Origin of the sequence: Enterovibrio norvegicus DSM 15893, from assembly GCF_900115495.1 — a bacterium.
GTDB classification, from domain to species: Bacteria; Pseudomonadota; Gammaproteobacteria; order Enterobacterales; family Vibrionaceae; genus Enterovibrio; species Enterovibrio norvegicus.
Window position 1 is genome coordinate 13,227 of sequence record NZ_FOWR01000021.1, and the last position, 23,423, is coordinate 36,649.

Sequence of the window (23,423 nt, forward strand, 5' to 3'; positions counted from 1 at the left end):
AATCCTTGTAAATCAAAATGGAAAAAAGACGGGAATCAATCCCAGCACCAACGCGGAATACACCAACGACAACGGCAAGCCAATGCGAAGGTAATCAGTCAGTTGATAATTACCCACACTGTAGACCAGAAGGTTCGTTTGGTAACCATATGGCGAAATAAAGCTCGCGCTCGCACCAAATAATACCGCCATGATAAAAGGCATCGGATCCACGCCATAGCCTAATGCCAAGCTATAACCGATCGGAAATGCCAGCGCTGCGGCGGCGTTATTGGTAACAAGTTCCGTCAGCACTAAGGTGAGGAGATAGGTCGCAATTAATGCGCCATAGACACCCCAACCATTAAATAAATAGATAAACAAATCGCCCATTCGGGCTGACATGCCTGTTTCAATCATCAACTGCGCCAAACTCAAGGCACTGCCAACAATCACGACAATTTCAGCAGGAAAACGGCGTTGTACCTCGCCTAAATTGACCACACCCGTGAGCAGTAACACCATCAAGTATGCCGCGAGTCCATTAAGCAAAGGCACCCATTCCAACAACGCAGAACCGATGACAGTGGCAAAGCCTGCTAGCACCCAAGCACTCATGGCACCATCAAGGCGCGCACTTGAATCAAGGCCATTCACCAACACGAATTCACGTTCGAGTTGTTTTTTCTGAGCCACAAACCCTTTACCTGGCACGATCACCAAGGTGTCACCGGCAAGCAATGTGATGTTGCCTAGCCCACCTTCAAGCTTCTCATGTCCGCGGCGAATTGCGACCACCACAGCATCAAAATTCTCACGGAATTTCGCTTCTTTAAGGGTTTTTCCTAAAATCGAAGCACTGTGGCTAACCACCACTTCCAACAGATTCTGTCCATTGATGTGGTGTTGACCAAAGAGCGCCAACCCTTCAATTTCTTGCAAGGTCGCGACACTTTCTACGTCTCCACAAAACTGCAGTTTATCGCCTTCTTTTAGCACCATGTCTGGGCAAACTGGCGCAATCAATTCACCATCGCGTACCACTTCCGCCAGATACAAACGACGAAGTGCACGAAGGTCATTGTCTGACACGGTTCGACCAGCAAGTGGCGAGCCAGGTTCTATCGCCGCTTCCAACACATACGGCAAATCATCTTCACTTTGGTCATCATAGTCAGGCAATAGATAACAAAATGGGATAAGCACGAGCAAGCCGCCCGCGAGAACGGCAAGGCCAATGGCGGAAGGTGCAAAGAAACCGAGACTAGGTAGCCCTGCGCTTTCCACAAAGCTATTGATGATGAGGTTGGTAGAGGTACCGATAAGCGTAAGGGTGCCGCCAAGAATCGCCGCGTACGACAGGGGGATAAGAAGACGCGACGGCGCATGGCGACGATTTCGTTTTACAGCGCCAATCAAGGACACGACAACCGCCGTGTTGTTGGTAAAAGAGCTCAGTACTGCCGTAGAAAGCCCAAGCTTAGCCACAACAGTGCCCAATCGACCACTGGCAAGTTGTCCACTCACCCAACTCACGAGGCGCGTTTTCTCAAGCGCTGCGGAAGAAAGAATAAGCAATACCAAGGTCAGCAGGGAACTGTTGGTGAAGTTCCCTGCTAATGCCTCGATGTTCACCAGTCCAGATTGAAACGCAATGAATGCTGCACCAGCGAATAAAATGGCAGGTTTGATTTTGGTAAACACCAACCCTGCCACAATAGCCAGCAACAGACCTGATACCAGAGACTGATCCCAGCTCATGGGAATTACCCCAACAACTTACTGATATCGCGCGCATTCCAATGTGGGAAATGCTTACGAACCAGCGCATTGAACTCAACTTCAAACGCCGAGATGTCAGTACCTTGAACAGCTGATGCTTGATCATCAAGGAGCTCACTGATCATGCCCGCGCCCACAGTAACGTTCGTCAGACGATCGATCACGATGAAGCCACCAGTATCCGCGCACTCTTGATACAGATCGAGTGACACAGACTCCGTCAGTTCCACTTCACACTCTGCAATGCCGTTAAGGGCAAGGCTGTCAGTGTCAAAAGTATCCAGCGAATTGATGTCGACTTGGTGGCGGATTTTGCTCACCGAACCCACGGTTTTCTTGCCCGCCACTTTGATGTCGTATTGACGACCAATTTCTAACGGAGATTCATCCATCCACACAATGCTTGCCGCCAGTTTGCTGGTCGCTTTGTGCGTTTCAGCAACAGGAACAATTAAGTCGCCGCGGCTGCAATCAATCTCATCTTTCAATGTGATGGTCACCGCTTGACCTGCATGGGCAAACTCAAGGTCACCATCGAAGGTAACGATGCGATCAACCGTTGAGGTTTTGCCTGATGGCAATACTTTCACTTCATCACCAGGACGAATGGAACCACCAGCAATCGTGCCTGAGAAACCACGGAAATCGAGGTTTGGACGGTTCACATACTGCACAGGCAGGCGGAACGGACCTTTATCTTTGTCGCTGCTTACGTCCACGGTTTCCAACATGGTCAGAAGCGTATCGCCTTCGTACCATGGAGATTGCGCACTGCGCTCAACCACGTTGTCGCCTTCAAGGGCAGACAGAGGCACAAGCTGAATATTGATGTTACGGTTCAGCTTCTTAGCAAACTCCAAGTACTCCGCTTTGATTTCTTCAAAGCGTGATTCTTCAAAGCCCACCAAATCCATTTTGTTCACCGCAACAATGAACTGGCGAATACCCAGTTGGCTCGCGATGTAGGAATGACGTCGAGTCTGATCCAACACGCCTTTACGCGCATCAATCAAGATCACCGCCAGATCACAGGTCGATGCACCGGTGGCCATGTTACGGGTGTACTGCTCATGCCCCGGGGTATCAGCAATGATGAATTTACGTGGACGCGTTGAGAAATAACGATACGCCACGTCGATCGTGATCCCTTGCTCGCGCTCTGCTTGCAGGCCATCAACCAGCAATGCCAGATCGGGCTTCTCGCCCGTCGTACCGACTTTTTGACTGTCGGAATGGATGGCCGCAAGTTGATCTTCATAAATCTGGTGTGAATCGTGGAGCAAGCGGCCGATAAGGGTACTTTTACCATCATCCACCGAACCACAGGTTAGGAAACGCAACAGGGATTTATGCTGATGCTGATCCAGATAAGCTTCAATGCCTAGCTCGGCAACTTGTTGTTCAATTACGCTGTTCATGCTTAATCCCTTAGAAATATCCCTGACGTTTCTTCAATTCCATTGAGCCGGACTGGTCGTGGTCAATGGCACGGCCTTGGCGCTCACTTGAGGTCGCCACCAGCATTTCTTCAATGATGCCCGGCAAGGTATCTGCCGTTGATTCAACCGCACCCGTCAGTGGATAACAGCCAAGTGTTCTAAAACGCACACTCTTGTATTCAACTTTCTCGCCTTCGCGCAATTCCATGCGGTCGTCATCAACCATGATCAGCATGCCGTCACGCTCGACCACTGGGCGAATTTCTGACAAATACAACGGCACAATGTCGATGCCTTCTAGGTAGATGTATTGCCAAATATCAAGCTCAGTCCAGTTCGACAGAGGGAAAACACGGATGCTTTCGCCTTTGTTCACTTGGCCGTTGTAGGTGTGCCAAAGTTCAGGACGTTGGTTTTTCGGATCCCAACGGTGGTTCTTATCGCGGAAGCTATAAACGCGCTCTTTTGCACGGCTCTTTTCTTCGTCACGACGTGCACCGCCGAATGCTGCATCAAACCCATATTTGTCGAGCGCTTGCTTCAGACCTTGGGTTTTCATGATGTCAGTGTGCTTTGAAGAACCATGCACGAACGGGCTACAACCCATTGCGATGCCTTCAGGGTTTTGGTGAACCAGCAGTTCAAAACCATGTTCTTTCGCGGCACGATCGCGAAACTCAATCATTTCTTTGAATTTCCAATCCGTGTCAACGTGAAGCAATGGGAACGGAATTTTGCCCGGATAAAACGCCTTGCGCGCAAGGTGAAGCATCACGGAGCTGTCTTTCCCGATGGAGTACATCATCACGGGATTATCAAATTCCGCCGCCACTTCACGAATGATATGGATACTTTCTGCCTCAAGCTGCTTGAGGTGGGTAAGGGTCTTGGCTTCCATTCTTTGATATTTCCTTAGCCTAAATTAACCACGGCTGGAGCGTGAATATCACCCGCCGTATTGAAGGATTGCTTTCCAAACCAGTTCAACTGATCAGCAAGCTGTACAACTTCGCCGACAACAATCAATGCAGGAGATCCCACACCTTCGGCCAACGTCGACAACTCGCCCAATGTACCTGTATAGATTTTTTGATTGGTACGTGTGCCGTTCTCTATGATTGCAACGGGCGTCTGAGGGTCACGCCCATGTTGAATTAATTGTTCTTGAATATGAGCGCTTTTCATCAACCCCATATAAATCACCAAGGTTTGACGACCACGCGCCAGTGTTGACCAGCGGAAACTGTCGTCTTCTTTTTTAAGGTGACCCGTAATGAACATCGCCGTTTGAGCATGATCGCGATGTGTAAGAGGAATGCCGGCATACGCCGTTGCGCCTGCAGCGGCGGTAATGCCGGGCACCACTTGAAATGGCACACCCGCTTCTTGAAGCACTTGAAGTTCTTCACCACCACGACCAAACATGAAAGGATCGCCGCCTTTCAAGCGCACCACGCGATGCCCCTTTTGGGCATACTTCACCAACATGTCATTGGTCTCTTCCTGAGACACGCTGTGATAGCTTGCACGTTTGCCGACACAAATAAGCTCAGCATCACGACGGCAAAGCTCCATGATTTCGTCAGACACCAAGTAGTCATAAAGCACCACGTCCGCTTGCTGCATCAATTGCAGGGCGCGCAACGTCAACAAACCTGGGTCACCCGGGCCTGCACCAATCAGGGCCACTTCACCTTGCAGTGACACACCGGTTGTCAGCTTTTCCAGCTCCGCTTTTGCGCCGTCTTCATCACCTGCCGCCACTAGCGAGCTAAAGCGACCATCAAACGCCATTTCCCAGAACTTTCTGCGTCCGTTCAGGGTAGTGACTTTCTTTTTCAAGGTGTCACGAAACTCGCCGGCAAGCTTTGCCATGCGACCAACATGAGAAGGAATAAGGGTTTCAAGTTTTTCGCGTAACAAACGCGCTAAGACAGGGGATTTACCCGCAGAAGAAATCGCAATCACAATCGGGCTGCGATCAACAATAGAAGGGACGATGAAACTGCATTTCGGCGTGTCATCCACCACATTGGCAAGAATGTTTCGCGCGTTTGCCGCTTGCGAAACCAGTTCATTCACAAGTGGATTATCAGTCGCTGCAATCACCAAGAACATGGATTTTAAATGCTCAGGCGAGAAGCCTTCTTGCACCCAAACCAACTCACCGCGTTTTGCCGCTTCAACCACTTCATGATCAGCATCAGGAGAAACAACGGTAACCGCTGCGCCGGTTTTCATCAGCATACGCGTTTTGCGCCATGCGACTTCGCCGCCGCCAACCACTAAACACGGTCGGCCTTCCAGCTTCGCAAAAATCGGCAAATAATCCATAGTGAGCGTCCTTTCAATCCTTTAGACGTCACTATAAAGAGTTGCTGATATTACTTGAAATTCTAAAATTTCATTTTTTATAACATTTTGGTTATTTAACACCTTTCTCAAGCCTAAAACAGGGCATGTGATGAGATCACAAATTTCACGCTTAGCGGTGCGCAAAGCGTGAGCAGCATTGAGATTAATTGAAAATCGAGATCACACAAATTGATGAAATGTAACCTATAGCGGTGCCTACTATGCACAATATGACCACATCCACTTTTTGCATAAAAAAGTAGGTAATGCCCCTTTGTCGTAGATCCTCAGGAGACACACATGACACTTTCACCTCGACCACTCTCGATGGCTGTTCTATCTGGCCTGCTAGTGATGGCAAGCCCAGCGATGGCAGAGACCATCAAGCTGCGCATCATCGAAACCACCGACATTCACACCAATGTGATGGATTACGATTACTACAAAGACAAGCCGAGTGAGAAAATCGGGTTGGTCCGCACTGCCACTTTGGTGAAAAAAGCGCAAAACGAAGTGAAAAACAGTGTCCTCGTGGACAATGGCGACCTGATTCAAGGCAGCCCAATGGGCGACTACATGGCGGCTACAGGCATTGAAGAAGGTGAAATCCACCCCGTTTACAAAGCCATGAATCAGCTTAACTACGACGTAGGCAACATTGGTAACCACGAGTTCAACTACGGCCTCGACTTCCTCGACCGTACCTTAGAAGGCGCCAATTTCCCTTACGTGTCGGCAAACGTCTTTGACGCCAATACGGGCAAATCGTACTTCACACCTTACATCATCAAAGAACACACCATGACAGACACCGATGGCAAAGCGCATCTGGTGAAAGTCGGCTATATCGGTTTTGTGCCACCACAAATCATGGTGTGGGATAAGAAAAACCTAGACGGTAAAGTGATTGCGAAAGACATCAAAGCCACTGCAGACAAACTGGTGCCTGAGATGAAAGCCAAGGGCGCAGACGTGATTGTTGCCATCCCGCACTCAGGATTGTCGCAAGACGAATATAAAGCCATGGCAGAAAACTCGGTCTACTACCTCGCCGACGTTGAAGGTATTGATGCCATTGCATTCGGTCACTCTCACGCCGTCTTCCCGGGCAAAGGCTTTGATGACATTCAAGGCGTCGACAACAAAAAAGGCACCATCAAAGGCGTCGCAGCCGTCATGCCGGGCCGTTGGGGTAGCCATGTCGGCATCATGGATCTTCAGCTCGATAAGCAAGGCGATGATTGGGTCGTCACGCCAGTTCAAACCGAATCACGTCCGATCTTTGATGGCGAATCAATCGCACAAGCCGATCCTGCAATGCGCAAAGCGCTAGAACACGATCACAAAGCTACCCGCGCTTTCGTCAACCAACCGATTGGTAAAGCCAATGACGTGATGTACAGCTTCTTGTCGCTGGTACAAGATGATCCAACGGTTCAGATCGTTAACCTTGCACAGAAAGATTACGTTGAGCGCTTCATTCAGGGCGATCCGGATCTTGAAGGCATTCCTGTTCTTTCTGCAGCAGCCCCGTTTAAAGCCGGTGGCCGTAAAAACGATCCCGGTAACTACACCGAAGTTGAAGCCGGCGAGCTCACTTTCCGTAATGCCGCAGACCTTTACCTTTACCCGAACACCCTGGTAACACTCAAAGTGACCGGTAAAGAAGTAAAAGAATGGCTTGAGTGCAGCGCCGGGCAATTCAACCAAATCGACCCTGCATCTACGGCACAACAATCACTGATCAACTGGGACGGTTTCCGCACGTATAACTTTGATGTCATTGACGGCGTAAACTACCAGATCGATGTGACCCAACCTGCTCGCTACGACAGCGATTGTAATCTGGTTAACCCAGATGCAGAGCGCATCAAAGGCCTGACCTTCAATGGCAAGCCAGTGCAGGCAACTCAGCCATTCTTGGTGGCGGCGAACAACTACCGCGCATACTTGGGCAAATTCCCAGGAACAGGCAACGATTTCATTGCCTTTGCCTCGCCAGATGAAAACCGCACTGTGGTAGCAAACTACATCAGCAGCGTGACCAAGAAAAAAGGGGAAGTCACACCAACGGCCGACAACAACTGGACCTTCGCGCCGATTAAAACTGACGCCAAACTCGATGTCGTTTTTGAAACCTCGCCAAGCGACAAAGCTGCACAGTTCATCAACGCCAAAGGGCATTATCCGATGGAAAAAGTCGGCAATGATGATGTTGGCTTTGCCCAATACCGCATTGATTTAAAGAAATAATTAACAGCTTGTTAATTCAATGTTTCATTAGTGAAAATTGTTGAATTTAGTACAAAAAAACCGCGGCCTAAGCCGCGGTTTTTTATTATCTTATCAAGCAGTTTTGGGTGAAATGGACTAATTTTTGGTGACATAGACGAATAAAAAGATAAAGGCGTGTTTACCTTTCTTGTTTACCCGAGCATGACGTCCCATAAGCAACCACGACGCTCCATAAACAACCACGGCGCTCTATAAACAAAAAAGGTAAGCGCGTTATCGCCCAAGATTTTTAATAATTAGTAGGATCATAAAACCATGCAATGGATAACCTTGACCTTTCGTCAGTTGTCTACGCGGCAGCTGTACGATTTACTTCGATTACGTACCAATGTGTTCGTGGTTGAACAAAACTGTGCATACCCCGAGCTCGACGGCCACGACCTGCACCCTGAAACCCGACATGTGCTCGGGTATCGAGATGACAAGGTGACCGCCTATGCCCGCCTCTTACCAGCAGGTCTCACCTACCCTGAAATGAGCATAGGCCGCATTGTAACGGCGCATACAGAACGCGGAAATGGCTGTGGCAACGAACTGGTGAAACACGCACTACGCCAAGCACAAGAGGTGTGGCCGGATGCGCCAATAACCATCGGGGCGCAATACCATTTACGTAAGTTTTACCGTCAACACGGCTTTGAAGAAATTTCGGAAGAGTATTTGGAAGACGGCATTCCGCACATCGATATGCGCAGAGTAGGCATTACCCCCCCAGCATAAGATCAGCCGCGCAGCCGTCAGCGCTTGAACGCAAAGCATTCACGACAAACATCAGGGCATGAAGATTTTCATGCCCTGATTTTCTTCGCGTCCCATGTGAGCTGTTGCGACTTGCCCGCTACTTACGACGTGCAAAACTACCATCAGACAATCGAAAGAAGATCACCGACGTGTCTTTCGAGACCTCAATCTGGATCATGTCTAATTCACCTTGGCTATCACGCTTAAAGCGCAGCAACTGCCCTGGCTGAATGCGGCTCAACGGTTTGTCATCCCCTTCAATCGAAGAGATTGCGTAGAGGTCAGGCAAAGGCAGGTCTTGCTGTCTGAATATATTCGACAAGGTATCGCCCCGCGCCACTTCGTAATTCACCCAATCCGTATTCACGTTTTGTGGTGTATTGGCATTTCGCTGTGACACCGTTTGGGTAGACACCACCTCTGAACCATTTTGGTTAAACCCGTCATCTTCAGCAGGGTCTTGGTTTTCAAACGTCAGCGGTAACGCAACACGCTCCCCATTCGCCGTGATTTCTGGCACCGCAGCGTTATCATCACTGGATGGCCACAGTAAAAGCACCACCAGTAACCCTGCAAGCGCAGACACGCCAATGCGGTGTGGTTTTGGCAACGCATCCCAATAGGGCGTTACACGGGCAAAATAAGGTTTAATTGTCGCCATTGCTTTTTCAATGGCCGCCTTCACAGCATCACCCATAGGCAGTGTTGCTGCTTGTCCCTTTTCGCGTTTTCCTTTCAGGGTCATAACCTCTCCCAATCTTCCCATCGGGTAATGAAGGAATCTGTTTATCTATCAATGATTCATGTGGGTGCATCTTACCCGAATCGCATAAACTAGCGTGGGTATGTCAGCGTAATGTCAGCCACTAAAGGCTTCGCGCATCATCCGCGTCGATTGGCTAACATTTGTACTTTCCAGCATCTTTAATGAGGAATCAACCTAAAGCTAAATTTGTCCGATCCAACCTGCTCCTGTATCCTTCCAACACTTTATACCCAAACTACATTCAGATGTAGTTTGGGTATAAACCCACAAACGAAAGAGAAATGACATGTCTGATGTAAAATTGGAGACCGTAGAGCAAAAAGCAAGCTACGGCATCGGCCTACAAATGGGTCAACAACTAGCAGGTAGCGGCCTTGAAGGTCTAAACGTTGACGCAATCGCGAAAGGTATCGCAACCGCTCTAGCGGGTGACATGCCAGAAATCGAAATCGACGACATCAACAACGCACTGCGCGAACTGCACACTCAAGCAGAAGCGGTACGCCTAGAAGCGTCGAAAGCAGCAGCGGCAGACGGCGAAGCTTTCCTAGCAGAAAACGCGAAGCGTGACGAAGTGACTGTGACTGATTCAGGTCTTCAGTTCGAAGTGCTTGTTGAAGGTACTGGCGAAATCCCTACCAGCGACAAGCAAGTACGTGTTCACTACCACGGTATGCTGACTGACGGCACTGTGTTCGACAGCTCTGTAGAGCGCGGTCAACCAGCTGAATTCCCAGTGACTGGCGTAATCCAAGGTTGGGTTGAAGCTCTACAAATGATGCCTGTTGGCTCTAAGTGGAAACTGTCTATCCCACAAGACCTAGCATACGGTGAGCGCGGCGCAGGTGCTGCAATTCCTCCGTTTGCTGCACTAGTATTCGAAGTTGAGCTTCTGGACATCCTGTAATTTCAGGTAACCAGTAGTCAAAAAGCCAGCGATGTTCGCTGGCTTTTTTCGTTTAGGTCGAGAAGATTTAGGTCGGTTGACCTTAGAGAGTCATAGGTCGTTTGACGCTTGTCGATGGTTCATTTCTTCGAGCATAAGTTCATCGTCCCATGGCAGATGATCATCAAAATGATCAGACAAGAAATCCACGAACAAACGGACTTTGGCCGACAGATTTCGGTTAAACGGATATACCGCCCACACTGCGGAATCAGGGCCTTTGTAATCCGCCAGCACTTCTACCAACTCGCCCTGTTGGATTTTCGGTCGCACATAATAATCGGGCAATTGTGCTAACCCCATACCACGTAAAGCCGCATCCAAGACCGCACTGCCACTGTTACCATGCCAGCGCCCTTTCACCTTCATTTGAGTGGCTTCACCCTTGTCCTGAAAACTCCACGCTTCCGCTGATCCAACTAGGCAATTGTGATTGGCTAAATCCGCCAACACCTTGGGTTCACCAAACTCTTTGATGTAATCCGGTGACGCGCACACATACAACTGGCGCGGCGCTAATCGCCTTGCCATTAGGGTGCTGTCTTTGAGCATGCCCGTGCGAATCGCGAGGTCATAACCGTCATGCACCATGTCGATAATATCATTGGAAAAATGCAGTTCGACACTGAGTTTAGGGTGCGCTTGGATAAACTCGTTCGCCAGTGGCGCTATGTACTTTTCGCCGAAAATAGAAGGTGCCGTGATTTTGAGCAAGCCAAGTGGCTCGGTCTGCATTTGCGTCACCAAGGCTTCTGCATCGCAAAACTCCTCGATCAAGGAATTACAATGCTCGAAGTAGACTTTGCCTACCTCGGTTAAGGTGATTTGACGGGTAGTGCGATAAAGCAATCGCGTGCTTAGCCGGCTTTCCAACGCATCAATTCGACGACTGACGTGCGACGTGGACACACCCAACTTGCGCGCTGCGGCTGTAAAACTACCACTGTTGACGACCTCAACAAATTCTTCAACACCGCTCCAACGGTTCATCTTTGCCCCACTGAAAAAAAGTTTACTTGTGGCTGCAACAATAAAGTCCGCCCAGTGACGGTCTGATTGTTATCCTAATGTTAATCCAAATTGGATAGCTCTCTGCCACGTTCCTACTAAGGTAGGAGACTTATTGGATGAAAGTAGTATGAAGCATTGTGGAAAGTGTCGAGCATTTTGCTCCAACTGCGCGATATTGCTTTGTTTTTGCGCCATGAAAATCAGTGCAGAGACAAACTCATCGCCCGTCATAGAACCCAATGATTACCGAACCGAGCACTATCGCGCCCCCGTGCCGACCACTTTGCTCGGCGCATCGGTCATTAATGCGCCCGATGAACTTCATGCCTTTATCGAGCGAAAAACGCCGCGCCTGATTGATGTGTATCCCGCGCCAAATAAACCCGAAGGATTGGTCAAAAACACCCTGTGGATTGAGCCCACCCGCGATACCTTACCCAACACCTACTGGTTGGCGAATGTCGGTCACGGCATCGTGCCGGATGATCTGGTGGCGCTGCTAAAAGCCCACTTACCAATAGACGACACGCCCATTGTGATTTTCTGCGAGCCAAGCTGCTGGCACTCGTGGAATGCCAGTAAACGAGCGCTTGAATTGGGGGCAACCCATGTCTATTGGTATCGTGCGGGGGTAAAAGGCTGGAAAGATGCGGGCTATCCGCTAGAAGCCGCAGAGCCCATTCGTCCATGAACACGTCGCCAATGAATACACTGCCAATGAACACGCTCGCGCGCATCACAGCCCTGCTTGTTTTGTTTAACTTCCCCTTTGGCGTCCTCGCCAATGCGCCAAAAACACTGGCTTTCGAAGAAATCGTACCGGGCGTGCATGTTCATCAGGGGAGAATCGACGACCTTTTCACGGCGCAATTTGGCCCCGTCGCCAACGTCACCTTTATTGTGGGGGAAACGTCCGTCGCCTTGATTGATTCAGGCGGAAGCCGACGCGCAGGGGAGGTGATATATACGGCGATCCGAGCCGTGACACCGCTGCCTATTCGTTATGTCATCAATACCCATGTTCACCCTGACCACAACTTCGGTAATCAGGCTTTTCTGGCTGAGAAACCCGAATTTGTTGCCCATTTCCGCTATCCCGGAGATTTCGCGGCAAAAACAGGGTATTACCTTCAGCGCCTCAAGGCTCCATGGTTTGAAGGCACAACGCCCGTTGCGGCGACTTGGCTGATCGACACAAGTACGCAGTTCGATCTTGGTAACAGACGCATCACGCTCACACCACACGATCGCGCCCATACTCGCCACGATCTCTCCGTGTTCGACGAACAAACACAAACATTGATCGCCGGCGATCTGCTGTTCGTTGAGCACATTCCAACGTTAGACGGCAACCTGATCGGGTGGCTGAACGTGATGGATGAACTCGATCAACTGCCCTATCAACGGGTCGTTCCCGGCCATGGCGCAGTACAACTAAGAACCACCTTGTCAGAGCGAAGTGCCTTTGCTCATCAACGTCACTACCTTGAATCTCTCACCGCGTCGGTTCGAGACGCCATTCATCAAAACATTGATATCAATACTGCCAGTAACACCTTAATGAAAGATCACGCAAAGCAATGGGCGTTGTTCGACGCTTTCCATCCGAGAAACGTTATTCAAGCCTACAAGGAGTTGGAATGGGAGTAACAGGAGAACCACACCATGAAATCAATCATCGCACGCCAACCTAACACGTCGAAGCAAGATTTAGATTTCAAATACATTGCGATAGCAGGTTTGTTGGCCTTGCTGCCATTCACGGTCAACGCAACAGCCAAAAGCGTGGAAGATAGCCCCAATTGGTACACCATTCGTGACAGCTTATTCCCCGACACTGCAATTGCACAAGATGCCCTGGTCACGCTCGAAACACCCGTTCGCGCGCAAGACGCAGCTATCGTGCCATTGAGCATCAAAGTGAACGTTCAGCAAGATGACCCCAACCCGATTGAGAAGATCTTTCTTGTTGTCGATAACAACCCATCGCCGATTGTGGGCATATTTGACATGACGCCCAATAGCGGAATTGCCAACTTATCGACGCGTGTTCGCGTCAATGCTTACAGCCCAGTCAGGGTCATTGCGCGAACCGCGGATGGTTCGCTACACATGGCAGCGAACTTTGTAAAAGCGTCTGGGGGATGCTCCGCGCCTGCGGGGGCTGATGACATGTTGGCCCGCCAACGTATGGGAAAAATGAAACTGAAAGACTTAGGGCAGGACGGTTCACGGGCACTGCAATTGTTGATCAGCCACCCAAACTACAGCGGGTTGCAAATGGACCAACTCACGCGGCACTGGATCCCATCGGATTATGTCAGCGACGTGAACATCACGTTAGAGGGCGAGCCCGTATTGCGCTTCAACGGCGGTATTTCCATTAGCGAGAATCCAACCTTTACCTTTCATGTCGACAAAGGCAAGAAGGGCAAGCTGAAAGCTGACGTAAAAGACTCCACAGGGCGATCGTTTTCGAGTGAGTGGGATATTTAGTCGCGTTACTGACATCCGCACCACCGCGCAATTTTCATTACACAGTGATCGTCCGTGAAGGTGGTCTTTGGGTCTTGAAAGTTGCGCACCCTCTCAATAGGCAACACACAGTGACAAATAAAAATACCGCGATTTATCTGATGGTTAAATCCCCATTCTCGTCATGTGGACATTGTTGCCCGAGAACAAAAGTGTTGTGCTTCTTTGCCCCTCACACAACCTCAAATGCTGCCATAAACTCTAATCACCGACGTAAATGAAGCAGGGCACTTCAACACTCGCCTGCCCGTTTAGTCGAAACCGAATGGCATTAAGGTGCAATGCTGAAACGCGAACCCGCATCGTTGTAGACCGCCTAACGCTTCTTTCAACGCTTTTCCCTTGAAGCAAATAGAAGACGCGGCAAGTCGAAAAAGAGCGCCTCACAACCCGCGGATTGCGATGTCCCTACATTCAAAAACAAGGCCGACAAGTGAAAAGACATCCAAAGATTTGGTGCGTTGAACTCACACGCTGTCGCGGAGGAAGTTACTATGAAAGGTGCACAATGGTCGTTTAGTCGCGGGTTAGCGATAGCGGCACTCTCCCTGCCCATGCTGTTTTCAGCTACATCGCAGGCAAACGATGAGTTACTCAAACTTCAAGAGGATCCCAATCAATGGGTGATGTGGGGTGCGAATTACTCAGGCACACGTTATAGCTCGCTCGATCAGATCAACGCAAAAAATGCCAAAGATCTCCAAGTCGCATGGACATTCTCAACGGGTGTTTTACGTGGCCACGAAGGAGGACCTTTAGTCATTGGCAACACCATGTACATCCACACGCCTTTCCCTAACAAGGTGTTTGCGATTGACATGGATAAGCAAGCGCTTCGTTGGTCTTATGAACCAAAGCAAGACTCATCCGTTATCGCGGTCATGTGTTGTGACACGGTTAACCGCGGCCTCGCCTATTCCGATGGAAAAATTTTCCTGCAACAAGCAGACACCACTTTAGTTGCGTTGGATGAAAAAACAGGCGACGTGGTTTGGAAAGTCGTGAATGGCGATCCAAAGCTAGGCGCGACAAATACCAATGCGCCATTGATTGTGAAAGACACCATCATCACAGGTATCAGTGGGGGGGAATTTGGTGTGCGTGGTTATCTTACCGCCTACAAAGTAAAAGATGGCAGCGTGGCATGGCGCGCATACAGCACAGGCCCTGACGACGAAATGCTGGTCGACCCAGAAAAAACCACTGCTATGCTCAAGCCAATCGGGAAAGACTCAAGCCTTGAATCATGGGAAGGCGACCAATGGAAAATTGGTGGCGGTACCACGTGGGGCTGGTTTACCTATGACCCAGAGCTCAACCTGATTTACTACGGAACGGGTAACCCAAGTACGTGGAACCCTTCTCAACGTCCCGGTGACAACAAGTACTCCATGACCATCATGGCGCGTGATGCCGATACAGGTATGGCGAAATGGCTGTACCAAATGACACCGCATGATGAGTGGGATTATGACGGCGTCAACGAGATGATCCTTGTTGATAAAAAATTCAAAGGCAAAGACCGAAAACTCCTCGTTCACTTTGACCGAAATGGCTTTGGTTACACGCTCGATCGTGTGACAGGTGAACTCTTGGTAGCAGAGAAATTTGACCCAGCCGTGAACTGGGCAACCCATGTAGACATGGAAACCGGACGCCCTCAAGTCGTCGCCAAATACTCAACGGGTCAAAACGGTGAAGATGTCGATACCGAAGGCATTTGCCCTGCCGCATTGGGTTCAAAAGACCAACAGCCTGCCACCTACAGTGAACGCACTGGCTTGTTCTACGTGCCTACCAACCATGTGTGCATGAACTACGAACCGTTCGAAGTTTCGTATACCGCAGGTCAACCTTATGTTGGTGCCACCCTTTCCATGTTCCCTGCGCCAAACAGCCACGGCGGTTTGGGTAACTTCATCGCATGGGATGCAGAAAAAGGTGAAATTGTCTGGTCCATCCCTGAGCGTTTCTCTGTATGGAGTGGGGCGCTTGCCACCGGTGGCGGTGTTGTGTTCTACGGCACACTCGAAGGCTATCTCAAAGCGGTTGATGAGAAGACAGGCAAAGAGCTTTACCGCTTTAAAACGCCGTCCGGCATCATCGGTAACGTCAATACCTACATGCACAACGGTAAGCAATATCTCGCCGTCTTGTCTGGTGTTGGAGGCTGGGCAGGCATTGGTATGGCAGCAGGTCTTGAAGGCGACACCGACGGGCTTGGTGCAGTTGGCGCTTACCGCCAACTGTCTGACTACACCCAGCTAGGGGGTGTGCTCACCGTGTTTGCATTACCGGGAAGCTAATAAGAAAAAGGGGTGTGAATACTCCCCTTTTCGCTTTTCGTCTCGAGATTCGAAATTCGAAAAAGCGTCCACAACCCGCGACTAAAGCATAACCAAAAGGAATCCGCATGGCTAAACGACTATTTTGGGTACTCTTTTTATGTTGGGGATTCGTCTCCATCAGCCAAGCCGCAGAACATGAAGTTCGCGCAGTGGGTGTTAAATTCGATCCCATGTTCATCATTATCGAGCCCGGCGACAACGTTTCCTGGGTCAACATGCCTGCTCATATGATTGAGACCATTGATGCGATGGTGCCTGAGGGCACGGAAAAAATCATGACGGAGTTGGGCGTTGATGTGAATTTCACGTTCGATCTTGAAGGGATTTACGTTTACAAGTGCACACCGCATTGGGGAGCACGCATGGGTGGCGTCATGCTGGTCGGCAATCCAAGCGATATCGAAGGAACGATCGATGCCTACCTATTAGAAATTCAAACAGATAAGTCTCTACTGCCTGCTAAAGGACTGCTGAAGAAATTCAAAAAGCATCTCCAAAAGCAGGGAGTCATATAACGCCAATAAGATGAGGAGGCAACATATGACACGCATATTTCCATCCACTAGCATCATGCTTATCATCGCATTATTTGGTCTCTCGCCGTCCGCAAATGCGAACGACTTTCCCACTCTCGAGCGTGTTAAATACGTGCAAGAGTGCATGTCTCTCAATGGCGGCCCGACCTACGTCAACATGTATGGATGCAGCTGTGTTCTCGACAAAATCGCTGCTGAAATGAGTTTTGATGACTTTGTTCATGCCGACGCATTTGCCCGACTTCGCAACATGCGAGGCGAACGAGGCGGCTATTTTCGGTCATCAAAAGACAGCCGTTCTGCCAGAAAGGAGCTGACTGCACTCCGCGATGAAGCGACGCAACAATGCTTCGTGACACAACAAATCACTCGTGTTCAGTAGGAGGTTCGCATGACTCGCTTAATGTCTTTCATTTCCGTGATCTTACTGATAGCCGTGTCCAGCGCTTCATTCGCAGGGGAACCCACCTTTCCTTCCCCCCTTCCCGATAAGTTGAGAGTCTGCGCCGATCCCAACAATCTGCCCTACTCCAACAAAGACCAACAAGGGTTTGAGAATAAAATCGCTGAGCAACTTGCGCAGTATTTTCACCTCGACGTGGAATATGTCTGGTTTCCACAACGGATGGGGTTCATTCGCAATACGTTGAAAAATTACTCCGATGAAACGGGGCGTTTCGCTTGCGACCTAGTGATTGGCGTACCGACACAATTCGATATCGCAGCCACGACCAAACCGTATTATCGATCGTCCTATTCGATCATCTTTAAAAAAGACGGTCCGCTGGGCGCCGCGATAACACAACAAGATGTTGCTGCTCTCCCTGACACCGTTAAACAATCACTGAGTGTTGCCGCTTTTGCCCCTTCTCCTGCCGTGACTTGGCTACGAGACAACGGCTTTAAAGGCAACACCTCTTATTTCCGCATCATGAACGGTGATGCCGAAGATTACCCAGGAAAGATGGTAAATCGCGTTGCTGATGGCGAATTCGATATGTTGGTGATCTGGGGGCCGATTGCAGGATACTTTGCTAAGTCCAACCCCGATCTTGCGGTGATCTCCATGACATCAGAAGGCAGTAGCGTCTTCGATTTTCCGATCTCGATGGGCGTGAGATACGGTGAACGCCCTTGGAAGAAAACCGTCGAAATGGCCATGGATGCCAACGCGCCGCAAATCGCCATGATCCTTAACGATTTTGGTGTTCCCGTGGTCGAAGCGTCATCAGCGCCTCTTAGTGGTGACGATGATGATTGAACATGCTCAAAAATAAACACAATGAGATGCCATTTGCCGTGAAAAAGACGGTAAGTGGCATCAAACCCTTCCTCATCATGGCGCTCATTGCATTATTGTTGGGCTGGATCCCCATTGGCTTTGCGCAAGTTGCCATATTGGATTTTGAACTGAAAGACATGACGCTTTCCCCTGCACAAAACCAGGTATCACGCTCAAGCGACTCCCCTATTAACATCAAAGAAATCAACCGAACAGCCACGCTTGCTCCTTTGCTTAAAGACGCACTCGCGCAAAGCTACAACCTTATGATCACGCCTGTTCCTCCACATTTGTATCTCGAAGCACAAAAAGGGATTGGCTATCTTTTTGAACGCCCACAGGCGGCCGCAAAGTTAGGGAAAAAACTTAACGCGGAATGGATCATCGTAAGCCGCCTTCACAAACCAAGCCACCTGTTTGCGTATCTTATTAGTCGCGTTGTTCATGTTCCGACGGCGCAGCCAATGCCAGAGATCATTATTGAGATCAAAGGCCAGCAAGATCGCATTAGTCAGCGGGGAATTAACAAGCTGGCTCAGCGCATCCAATCACAGATGAACCTGACAAGGTAAACACAAAACAAACAGCAACGCGGCAAGATCTCCATACGATTAGTTGATAGAGTGAATAACAAGGATCTCAACACGGGTTGGCTTTTTCATGAAAAAAATCATAAGCACACTATTTATCGTTTCGTTTGCCTCCATGAGTTTAATGGCTTGTAGCGCGGATATTGGCCGTGAAATGGCAGAGCAAGATTGCAGTAAAGTTCGCAATAATGCAGATCGAGACCAGTGCTATCGAGACGTCGAAAAAACGTTTGAGAACTATTAAAAGCAGGCCATTTCATGTGCCATCAGACATAAAAAATGACACCCGAAGGTGTCATTCTTGTATTCAATAAAGCGGGACTAACCGATATTAGATACCGCCGCCGTCACTCACATCTTCGTGCAAACCACATTCACGCTTTAGGCCGAAGAAACGCGTTTCTTCTTCTGTCATGCCTTCTTCAAGTTTACGCGTGGTGTGGACATCACCCACCGACACATAGCCCTGATCCCACAATGGGTGGTAGGGCAAGCTATGCTCTTTCAAGTAGTAATGCACGTCTTTGTTGGTCCAGTCGATCACCGGCAAGAACTTGAACACACCATTTTGAATGCCAAGAATCGGCAAGGTTTGGCGCGAGCTTGCTTGGTCTCGACGCAGGCCAGAGAACCACGTGCTCACGTTCAATTCATCCAATGCGCGACGCATCGGCTCAACTTTGTTTAGACGGTTATATTGTTGAATGCCTTCAACACCTTGCTCCCACAATTTGCCATATTGTGCTTCCTGCCATGCCGAGCTCTGCTCTGCACGGTACACACGTAAATCCAATGACAATTGCTTCGTCAAATCATCAATAAATTGATAGGTTTCAGGAAACAAGTAACCCGTGTCCGTCAGAATAATGGGAGTGTCGGGTTTCGCTTGAGTCACCAAATGCAGCATGACGGCTGCCTGAATACCAAAGCTAGATGAGAGGGCGAATTCGCCCTCCAAATTCTCCAATGCCCACTGAACTCGCTCCTGTGCTGACAGGCTTTCCAGTTCAGCGTTGATGGGTGCTAGCTCTAGGATTTGCTGCGCCTTGTTCAGGCCTAGCAAATCGGACAATTGAAATTTAGGCATAGAAATCCCTCTTGGAGACAATCACTTCTGCAATCACGCCAACACGAATGACGAAATCACCGAAGCCCTCACCGTCGTTACGCTCTGTCGCCCAACGACCGACTAATGTGTCGATCTCTTCGAGGATTTGCGCATCGGTGATGTTCTCTTTAAACATCTTAGGCACGCGAGTTCCTTCGCGATTCCCGCCTAAGTGCAGGTTATAACGTCCTGGCGCTTTACCCACCAGACCAATCTCCGCCAGCATGGCTCGGCCACAACCATTTGGACAACCCGTAACACGCAAGATGATGTGCTCATCTTCCAAGTCGTGCTTTTCCAAAATGTCTTCAACGTCAGTCACGAACTGTGGCAAGAAACGCTCAGCTTCCGCCATCGCCAATGGACACGTTGGGAAAGCCACACACGCCATGGAGTTTTTGCGTTGCTCACTCACGCCATCGTCAATCAATCCGTATTCACGGGCGATCTTTTCAATCTTCGCTTTGTTGGATTTCGACACGCCAGCGACGATCAAGTTTTGGTTTGCTGTCATGCGGAAGTCACCTTTGTGGATCTTCGCAATTTCAGCCACACCGCTTTTCAGAGGCTTACCAGGGTAGTCCAAAAGACGACCGTTTTCGATAAAAAGCGCCAAGTGGTGCTTGCCATCAATGCCTTCCACCCAACCGATGCGATCGCCACGGTCAGTAAATTCATATGGACGAACCGCTTCAAACGTAATGCCTGCGCGTTTTTCCACTTCCGCTTTGAACACATCAGTACCGACGCGATCAAGGGTGTACTTGGTCTTCGCATTCTTACGGTTTGAACGGTTACCCCAATCACGTTGTGTGGTCACAACCGCTGCAGCAACGTCCAAGGTTTTGTCTAGCGCCACAAAGCCTAAATCATCGGCTTTACGCGGGTAGGTTGCCGTATCGCCGTGGGTCATTGCGAGGCCACCACCGACCAATACGTTAAAGCCTACCAACTTGCCGTTATCGGCAATCGCGACGAAGTTCAAATCGTTTGCGTGAACATCCACATCATTTTGCGGTGGGATGACGACAGTGGTTTTAAATTTTCGTGGCAGATAGTTTGAGCCCAAAATTGGCTCTTCATCTTGATGACCTTCTACCTTCTCACCGTCTAACCAAATTTCCGCATAAGCACGTGTTTTTGGTAGCAGGTGTTCACTGATTTTCTTCGCCCACTCATACGCCTCTTGGTGAAGCTCTGATTCAACAGGGTTAGTGGTACATAACACGTTACGGTTAACGTCACCCGCGGTTGCAATCGAATCAATACCAATCTTGTTCAGCGTTTGGTGCATCAGCTTGATGTTCGGCTTCAGCACGCCATGGAACTGAAATGTTTGGCGCGTCGTCAGACGAATACTGCCGTACATGGTGTGGTCAGTCGCAAACTTATCAATCGCCAACCATTGCTCTGGCGAGATGATGCCACCGGGCATACGTGCACGCAGCATCACGTTTTGCAGCGGCTCAAGCTTTTGCTTTTGACGCTCAGCACGAATATCACGGTCATCTTGCTGGTACATGCCATGGAAACGGATCAGCTGGAAATTGTCTGCTGTGAATCCACCCGTCACACGGTCTTTCAGATCTTTCTCAATCGTACCGCGCAGGAAATTACTTTCTCTTTTAAGGCGCTCATTGTCCGCTAGTGGGCCAAGCTCTGTACCCAACTCAACTTTCTTGTCACTCATTAATACACATCCTTTTGATAGCGCTTGGCCTTACGCAGTTCATTCAAGTAGCTTTCTGCGTCTTCTCGGCTTTTGCCGCCTTGTTGCTCAACAACCGTAATCAATGCTTCATGGACATCCTTCGCCATGTGGGTCGCGTCGCCACAGATGTAAAGGTATGCACCTTCTTGTAGCCACTCCCAAACCGCTGCAGCTTGCTCGAGGATTTTATGCTGAACGTACTCTTTCTCAGCTTGATCTCGGCTAAAGGCAAGGTCGATATTGGTCAACAAACCGTCTTTTAGGAATTTCTGCCACTCTACTTGGTAGAGAAAATCTTGGGTGAAGGTACGGTCGCCAAAGAACAACCAGTTTTTCCCTTCTGCGCCACGCGCATCACGCTCTTGCATGAAGGCGCGGAAAGGTGCGATACCTGTACCAGGGCCAACCATGATAAGCGGTGCGTTATCATCAGCAGGTAACTTGAAGTTGTTATTGTGTTCAATGAATACTTTCACTGACTCTGCATCTTCAGCGCGATGCGATAGGAAGCTAGAAGCACCACCAAAACGCGTATTGTCACCATGTTGGAATTCCACCAAACCCACGGTCAAGTGAACTTCTTCACCCACATCTTCTTGGCTTGATGCAATAGAGTACAAACGCGGCGTCAGCTTACGTAGCAGACCCACTAACTGCTCGGCAGTGAGTTTGGTTTTCTTCTCGCCAAGCACATCGACCACTTGGGTGTTGTTGGCATACTGGCGAAGCTTATCTTTGTCTTCGGCCAGCTTTTGAAGCTTCTTGCTACCAGAAAGCTCAGCGTACGCTGCCACTTGTTGTGGGTTCGCTGACGTAATTTCAAACTTATCTGTCAATGCTTTACGCAGTGACAATGACTCACCAGCCACGTCGACACTTTCATCGCCCGTCAGACCAACTTTCGCCAAAATCTCATCAACCAGTTCTGCACCGTTGCTGTAGTAAACGCCCAGCGCATCACCCGGCTGGTAAGTCAGACCCGACTCACCCAAATCAATTTCGATGTGGCGAACGTCTTTACCTGAATCGCGACCGGTAATTTTCTGGTTCGTCACTAACTCTGCCGCGTAAGGATTTTGTTTGTTATAAGCCGATGCAGCACCTGCAGTGGTTGCTGCGTGAAGAGGAACAACCACTTCATCAACGCCACCACCAATGGTGTCTTTCACTTTACTCAGAACATCTGCGCTCCAAGTTTCTGCATCCGCGTCATAATCCACGTCACAGTCGAGACGCGGCACAATCGCTTTTGCACCCTGCTTAGAGAGGAAAGCATCAAAATCTTTACCGGTTTGGCAGAAGAATTCGTAGCTTGAATCACCCAGACCAATCACTGCATATTGCAGCTTGTCGAGCTTAGGGGCTTTCTTAGACTGAAGGAATTCATGCAGGGAAATCGCATTATCAGGCGGCTCGCCTTCACCGTTGGTCGATGCCACGATGATCACGTGCGTCTCTTTCGCCAGATCACGGGGTTTGTAATCATCGGCAGAGAACAATGCCACGTCTACGCCGTCAGCTTTCGCGCTCGCTTCCAGTGCTTCAGCAACACCTTTCGCATTACCGGTTTGAGAGGCATAAATAATTGTCAGCTTACCCGCAGGCTTTGCCGCAGTGGCAACCGCTTGAGCAAGTGGTTGTGGGTTGCTACCTGCTGCTTCAGGTGTTTGGCTTAAACCCCAAAAATATCCGCTAATCCACGCCAACTGCTGTGGCGACAGTTCTGCCACGGTCTGTTGAAGTTGACCGATCTGCTGATCGTTAAGCGGGCTTGCCAGTGCAGAAAGTTCCTTGAGTAACATGTCACGACATTCCTTTTCTATTTCGTGAGCATAGATTAGCCATTCGCCGTAATAACTAAAAATAATAGAAATGCATGTTTTATAACTTTGGGTTTGAATATCGTGCAAATTCGGTCAGAAACTGTGACATAGAGTATACCAACCGACCCTAAAAAGGATGGCGCTTGAGAGAAAGGCGTGAGGTTTTAAGGTGAGAA

The 23,423-nt window shown here is 49.5% G+C and carries 20 protein-coding genes; 11 read left to right on the forward strand and 9 right to left on the reverse strand.

The annotated features are described in order from the left end of the window. Positions 1-12: 12 nt before the first annotated feature. The 4 genes from BM082_RS14105 to cysG are packed head-to-tail and all read right to left on the reverse strand — an operon-like array spanning position 13 to position 5,534. Complete coding sequence (locus tag BM082_RS14105; protein WP_017011204.1) at positions 13-1,740, reverse strand: SLC13 family permease; 1,728 nt, start codon at positions 1,738-1,740, stop codon at positions 13-15. 5 nt (positions 1,741-1,745) lie between these two features. Then, complete coding sequence (gene cysN / locus BM082_RS14110; protein WP_017013324.1) at positions 1,746-3,179, reverse strand: sulfate adenylyltransferase subunit CysN; 1,434 nt, start codon at positions 3,177-3,179, stop codon at positions 1,746-1,748. A 10-nt stretch (positions 3,180-3,189) separates the two neighbouring features. Then, a complete protein-coding gene (gene cysD / locus BM082_RS14115) occupies positions 3,190-4,098 on the reverse strand; it encodes a sulfate adenylyltransferase subunit CysD (RefSeq protein ID WP_017011206.1) in 909 nt (302 codons plus the stop codon). A gap of 14 nt (positions 4,099-4,112) precedes the next feature. After that, positions 4,113-5,534, reverse strand: a complete 1,422-nt coding sequence (cysG, locus tag BM082_RS14120; protein ID WP_017011207.1) for a siroheme synthase CysG — start codon at positions 5,532-5,534, stop codon at positions 4,113-4,115. A 321-nt stretch (positions 5,535-5,855) separates the two neighbouring features. Between cysG and BM082_RS14125 the strand changes: the two genes are divergently transcribed. Together BM082_RS14125 and BM082_RS14130 are read left to right on the forward strand one after the other, a co-directional pair. Further along, a complete protein-coding gene (locus BM082_RS14125; RefSeq protein WP_074927434.1) occupies positions 5,856-7,808 on the forward strand; it encodes a bifunctional 2',3'-cyclic-nucleotide 2'-phosphodiesterase/3'-nucleotidase in 1,953 nt (650 codons plus the stop codon). A gap of 297 nt (positions 7,809-8,105) precedes the next feature. Beyond that, positions 8,106-8,570 carry a GNAT family N-acetyltransferase gene (locus BM082_RS14130; protein WP_017013321.1) on the forward strand — a complete coding sequence of 155 codons (465 nt, stop codon included), beginning with the start codon at positions 8,106-8,108 and terminating at the stop codon, positions 8,568-8,570. Between the two features lie 118 nt (positions 8,571-8,688). Here BM082_RS14130 and BM082_RS14135 read toward each other — a convergent pair whose 3' ends face one another. Then, a complete protein-coding gene (locus BM082_RS14135) occupies positions 8,689-9,336 on the reverse strand; it encodes a LysM-like peptidoglycan-binding domain-containing protein (RefSeq protein WP_017013320.1) in 648 nt (215 codons plus the stop codon). 307 nt (positions 9,337-9,643) lie between these two features. Between BM082_RS14135 and bamJ the strand changes: the two genes are divergently transcribed. Further along, complete coding sequence (bamJ, locus tag BM082_RS14140) at positions 9,644-10,264, forward strand: BamJ family beta-barrel-assembly machinery protein (RefSeq protein WP_017011211.1); 621 nt, start codon at positions 9,644-9,646, stop codon at positions 10,262-10,264. A 90-nt stretch (positions 10,265-10,354) separates the two neighbouring features. On the opposite strand, the gene BM082_RS14145 is transcribed toward bamJ, so the two are convergent. Beyond that, on the reverse strand, positions 10,355-11,293 hold the full coding sequence (locus tag BM082_RS14145; RefSeq protein ID WP_017011212.1) for a LysR family transcriptional regulator: 939 nt from the start codon (positions 11,291-11,293) through the stop codon (positions 10,355-10,357). A gap of 214 nt (positions 11,294-11,507) precedes the next feature. On the opposite strand from BM082_RS14145, the gene BM082_RS14150 reads away from it, so the two are divergent. The 8 genes from BM082_RS14150 to BM082_RS14185 all read left to right on the forward strand — a co-directional run bounded on the left by BM082_RS14150 (position 11,508) and on the right by BM082_RS14185 (position 18,587). Then, on the forward strand, positions 11,508-12,005 hold the full coding sequence (locus BM082_RS14150; protein WP_017013319.1) for a rhodanese-like domain-containing protein: 498 nt from the start codon (positions 11,508-11,510) through the stop codon (positions 12,003-12,005). 26 nt (positions 12,006-12,031) lie between these two features. Then, positions 12,032-12,964, forward strand: coding sequence for a quinoprotein relay system zinc metallohydrolase 2 (locus BM082_RS14155; RefSeq protein ID WP_017013318.1), 933 nt, complete (start codon positions 12,032-12,034; stop codon positions 12,962-12,964). A 15-nt stretch (positions 12,965-12,979) separates the two neighbouring features. Further along, on the forward strand, positions 12,980-13,810 hold the full coding sequence (locus BM082_RS14160; RefSeq protein ID WP_017013317.1) for a quinoprotein dehydrogenase-associated SoxYZ-like carrier: 831 nt from the start codon (positions 12,980-12,982) through the stop codon (positions 13,808-13,810). 533 nt (positions 13,811-14,343) lie between these two features. Next, the gene (locus BM082_RS14165) at positions 14,344-16,155 is read left to right on the forward strand and encodes a methanol/ethanol family PQQ-dependent dehydrogenase (protein ID WP_017011216.1); all 1,812 of its coding nucleotides are present in this window, start codon (positions 14,344-14,346) and stop codon (positions 16,153-16,155) included. Positions 16,156-16,262: 107 nt separating this feature from the next. Then, entirely contained in the window at positions 16,263-16,712 is a 450-nt protein-coding gene (locus BM082_RS14170; protein ID WP_017013315.1) for a plastocyanin/azurin family copper-binding protein, read from the forward strand. Between the two features lie 25 nt (positions 16,713-16,737). Further along, positions 16,738-17,115 (forward strand): hypothetical protein, encoded by a 378-nt coding sequence (locus tag BM082_RS14175; RefSeq protein ID WP_017011218.1) that lies wholly within the window; start codon positions 16,738-16,740, stop codon positions 17,113-17,115. 9 nt (positions 17,116-17,124) lie between these two features. Continuing rightward, a complete protein-coding gene (locus BM082_RS14180; protein WP_074927436.1) occupies positions 17,125-17,994 on the forward strand; it encodes a quinoprotein dehydrogenase-associated putative ABC transporter substrate-binding protein in 870 nt (289 codons plus the stop codon). Positions 17,995-17,996: 2 nt separating this feature from the next. Next, complete coding sequence (locus BM082_RS14185; protein WP_074927439.1) at positions 17,997-18,587, forward strand: DUF2380 domain-containing protein; 591 nt, start codon at positions 17,997-17,999, stop codon at positions 18,585-18,587. A gap of 349 nt (positions 18,588-18,936) precedes the next feature. Here the strand turns inward: BM082_RS14185 and BM082_RS14190 are convergent, their stop codons facing one another. Genes BM082_RS14190 through BM082_RS14200 form a run of 3 tightly spaced genes read right to left on the reverse strand, consistent with a single transcriptional unit; the run spans position 18,937 to position 23,226 of the window. Continuing rightward, complete coding sequence (locus tag BM082_RS14190) at positions 18,937-19,692, reverse strand: phosphoadenylyl-sulfate reductase (protein WP_074927441.1); 756 nt, start codon at positions 19,690-19,692, stop codon at positions 18,937-18,939. Then, a complete protein-coding gene (cysI, locus tag BM082_RS14195; protein ID WP_017011223.1) occupies positions 19,685-21,403 on the reverse strand; it encodes an assimilatory sulfite reductase (NADPH) hemoprotein subunit in 1,719 nt (572 codons plus the stop codon). The genes BM082_RS14190 and cysI overlap by 8 nt, the downstream gene beginning before the upstream one ends. Continuing rightward, positions 21,403-23,226 (reverse strand): assimilatory sulfite reductase (NADPH) flavoprotein subunit, encoded by a 1,824-nt coding sequence (locus BM082_RS14200; protein ID WP_017011224.1) that lies wholly within the window; start codon positions 23,224-23,226, stop codon positions 21,403-21,405. Before BM082_RS14200 ends, cysI begins: the two co-directional genes overlap by 1 nt. Positions 23,227-23,423 lie beyond the last annotated feature (197 nt).

Excerpts from the sequence above, each read along its gene's own strand:
- BM082_RS14175 (WP_017011218.1), top strand. The coding sequence starts at position 16,738 with ATGACACGCATATTTCCATCCACTAGCATCATGCTTATCATCGCATTA.
- BM082_RS14105 (WP_017011204.1), bottom strand. The coding sequence starts at position 1,740 with ATGAGCTGGGATCAGTCTCTGGTATCAGGTCTGTTGCTGGCTATTGTG.
- BM082_RS14200 (WP_017011224.1), bottom strand. The coding sequence starts at position 23,226 with ATGTTACTCAAGGAACTTTCTGCACTGGCAAGCCCGCTTAACGATCAG.
- BM082_RS14135 (WP_017013320.1), bottom strand. The coding sequence starts at position 9,336 with ATGACCCTGAAAGGAAAACGCGAAAAGGGACAAGCAGCAACACTGCCT.
- BM082_RS14180 (WP_074927436.1), top strand. The coding sequence starts at position 17,125 with ATGACTCGCTTAATGTCTTTCATTTCCGTGATCTTACTGATAGCCGTG.
- BM082_RS14125 (WP_074927434.1), top strand. The coding sequence starts at position 5,856 with ATGACACTTTCACCTCGACCACTCTCGATGGCTGTTCTATCTGGCCTG.
- bamJ (WP_017011211.1), top strand. The coding sequence starts at position 9,644 with ATGTCTGATGTAAAATTGGAGACCGTAGAGCAAAAAGCAAGCTACGGC.
- cysI (WP_017011223.1), bottom strand. The coding sequence starts at position 21,403 with ATGAGTGACAAGAAAGTTGAGTTGGGTACAGAGCTTGGCCCACTAGCG.
- BM082_RS14160 (WP_017013317.1), top strand. The coding sequence starts at position 12,980 with ATGAAATCAATCATCGCACGCCAACCTAACACGTCGAAGCAAGATTTA.
- BM082_RS14190 (WP_074927441.1), bottom strand. The coding sequence starts at position 19,692 with ATGCCTAAATTTCAATTGTCCGATTTGCTAGGCCTGAACAAGGCGCAG.
- cysG (WP_017011207.1), bottom strand. The coding sequence starts at position 5,534 with ATGGATTATTTGCCGATTTTTGCGAAGCTGGAAGGCCGACCGTGTTTA.
- BM082_RS14165 (WP_017011216.1), top strand. The coding sequence starts at position 14,344 with ATGAAAGGTGCACAATGGTCGTTTAGTCGCGGGTTAGCGATAGCGGCA.
- BM082_RS14155 (WP_017013318.1), top strand. The coding sequence starts at position 12,032 with ATGAACACGCTCGCGCGCATCACAGCCCTGCTTGTTTTGTTTAACTTC.
- BM082_RS14130 (WP_017013321.1), top strand. The coding sequence starts at position 8,106 with ATGCAATGGATAACCTTGACCTTTCGTCAGTTGTCTACGCGGCAGCTG.
- cysN (WP_017013324.1), bottom strand. The coding sequence starts at position 3,179 with ATGAACAGCGTAATTGAACAACAAGTTGCCGAGCTAGGCATTGAAGCT.
- BM082_RS14170 (WP_017013315.1), top strand. The coding sequence starts at position 16,263 with ATGGCTAAACGACTATTTTGGGTACTCTTTTTATGTTGGGGATTCGTC.
- BM082_RS14185 (WP_074927439.1), top strand. The coding sequence starts at position 17,997 with ATGCTCAAAAATAAACACAATGAGATGCCATTTGCCGTGAAAAAGACG.
- BM082_RS14145 (WP_017011212.1), bottom strand. The coding sequence starts at position 11,293 with ATGAACCGTTGGAGCGGTGTTGAAGAATTTGTTGAGGTCGTCAACAGT.
- BM082_RS14150 (WP_017013319.1), top strand. The coding sequence starts at position 11,508 with ATGAAAATCAGTGCAGAGACAAACTCATCGCCCGTCATAGAACCCAAT.
- cysD (WP_017011206.1), bottom strand. The coding sequence starts at position 4,098 with ATGGAAGCCAAGACCCTTACCCACCTCAAGCAGCTTGAGGCAGAAAGT.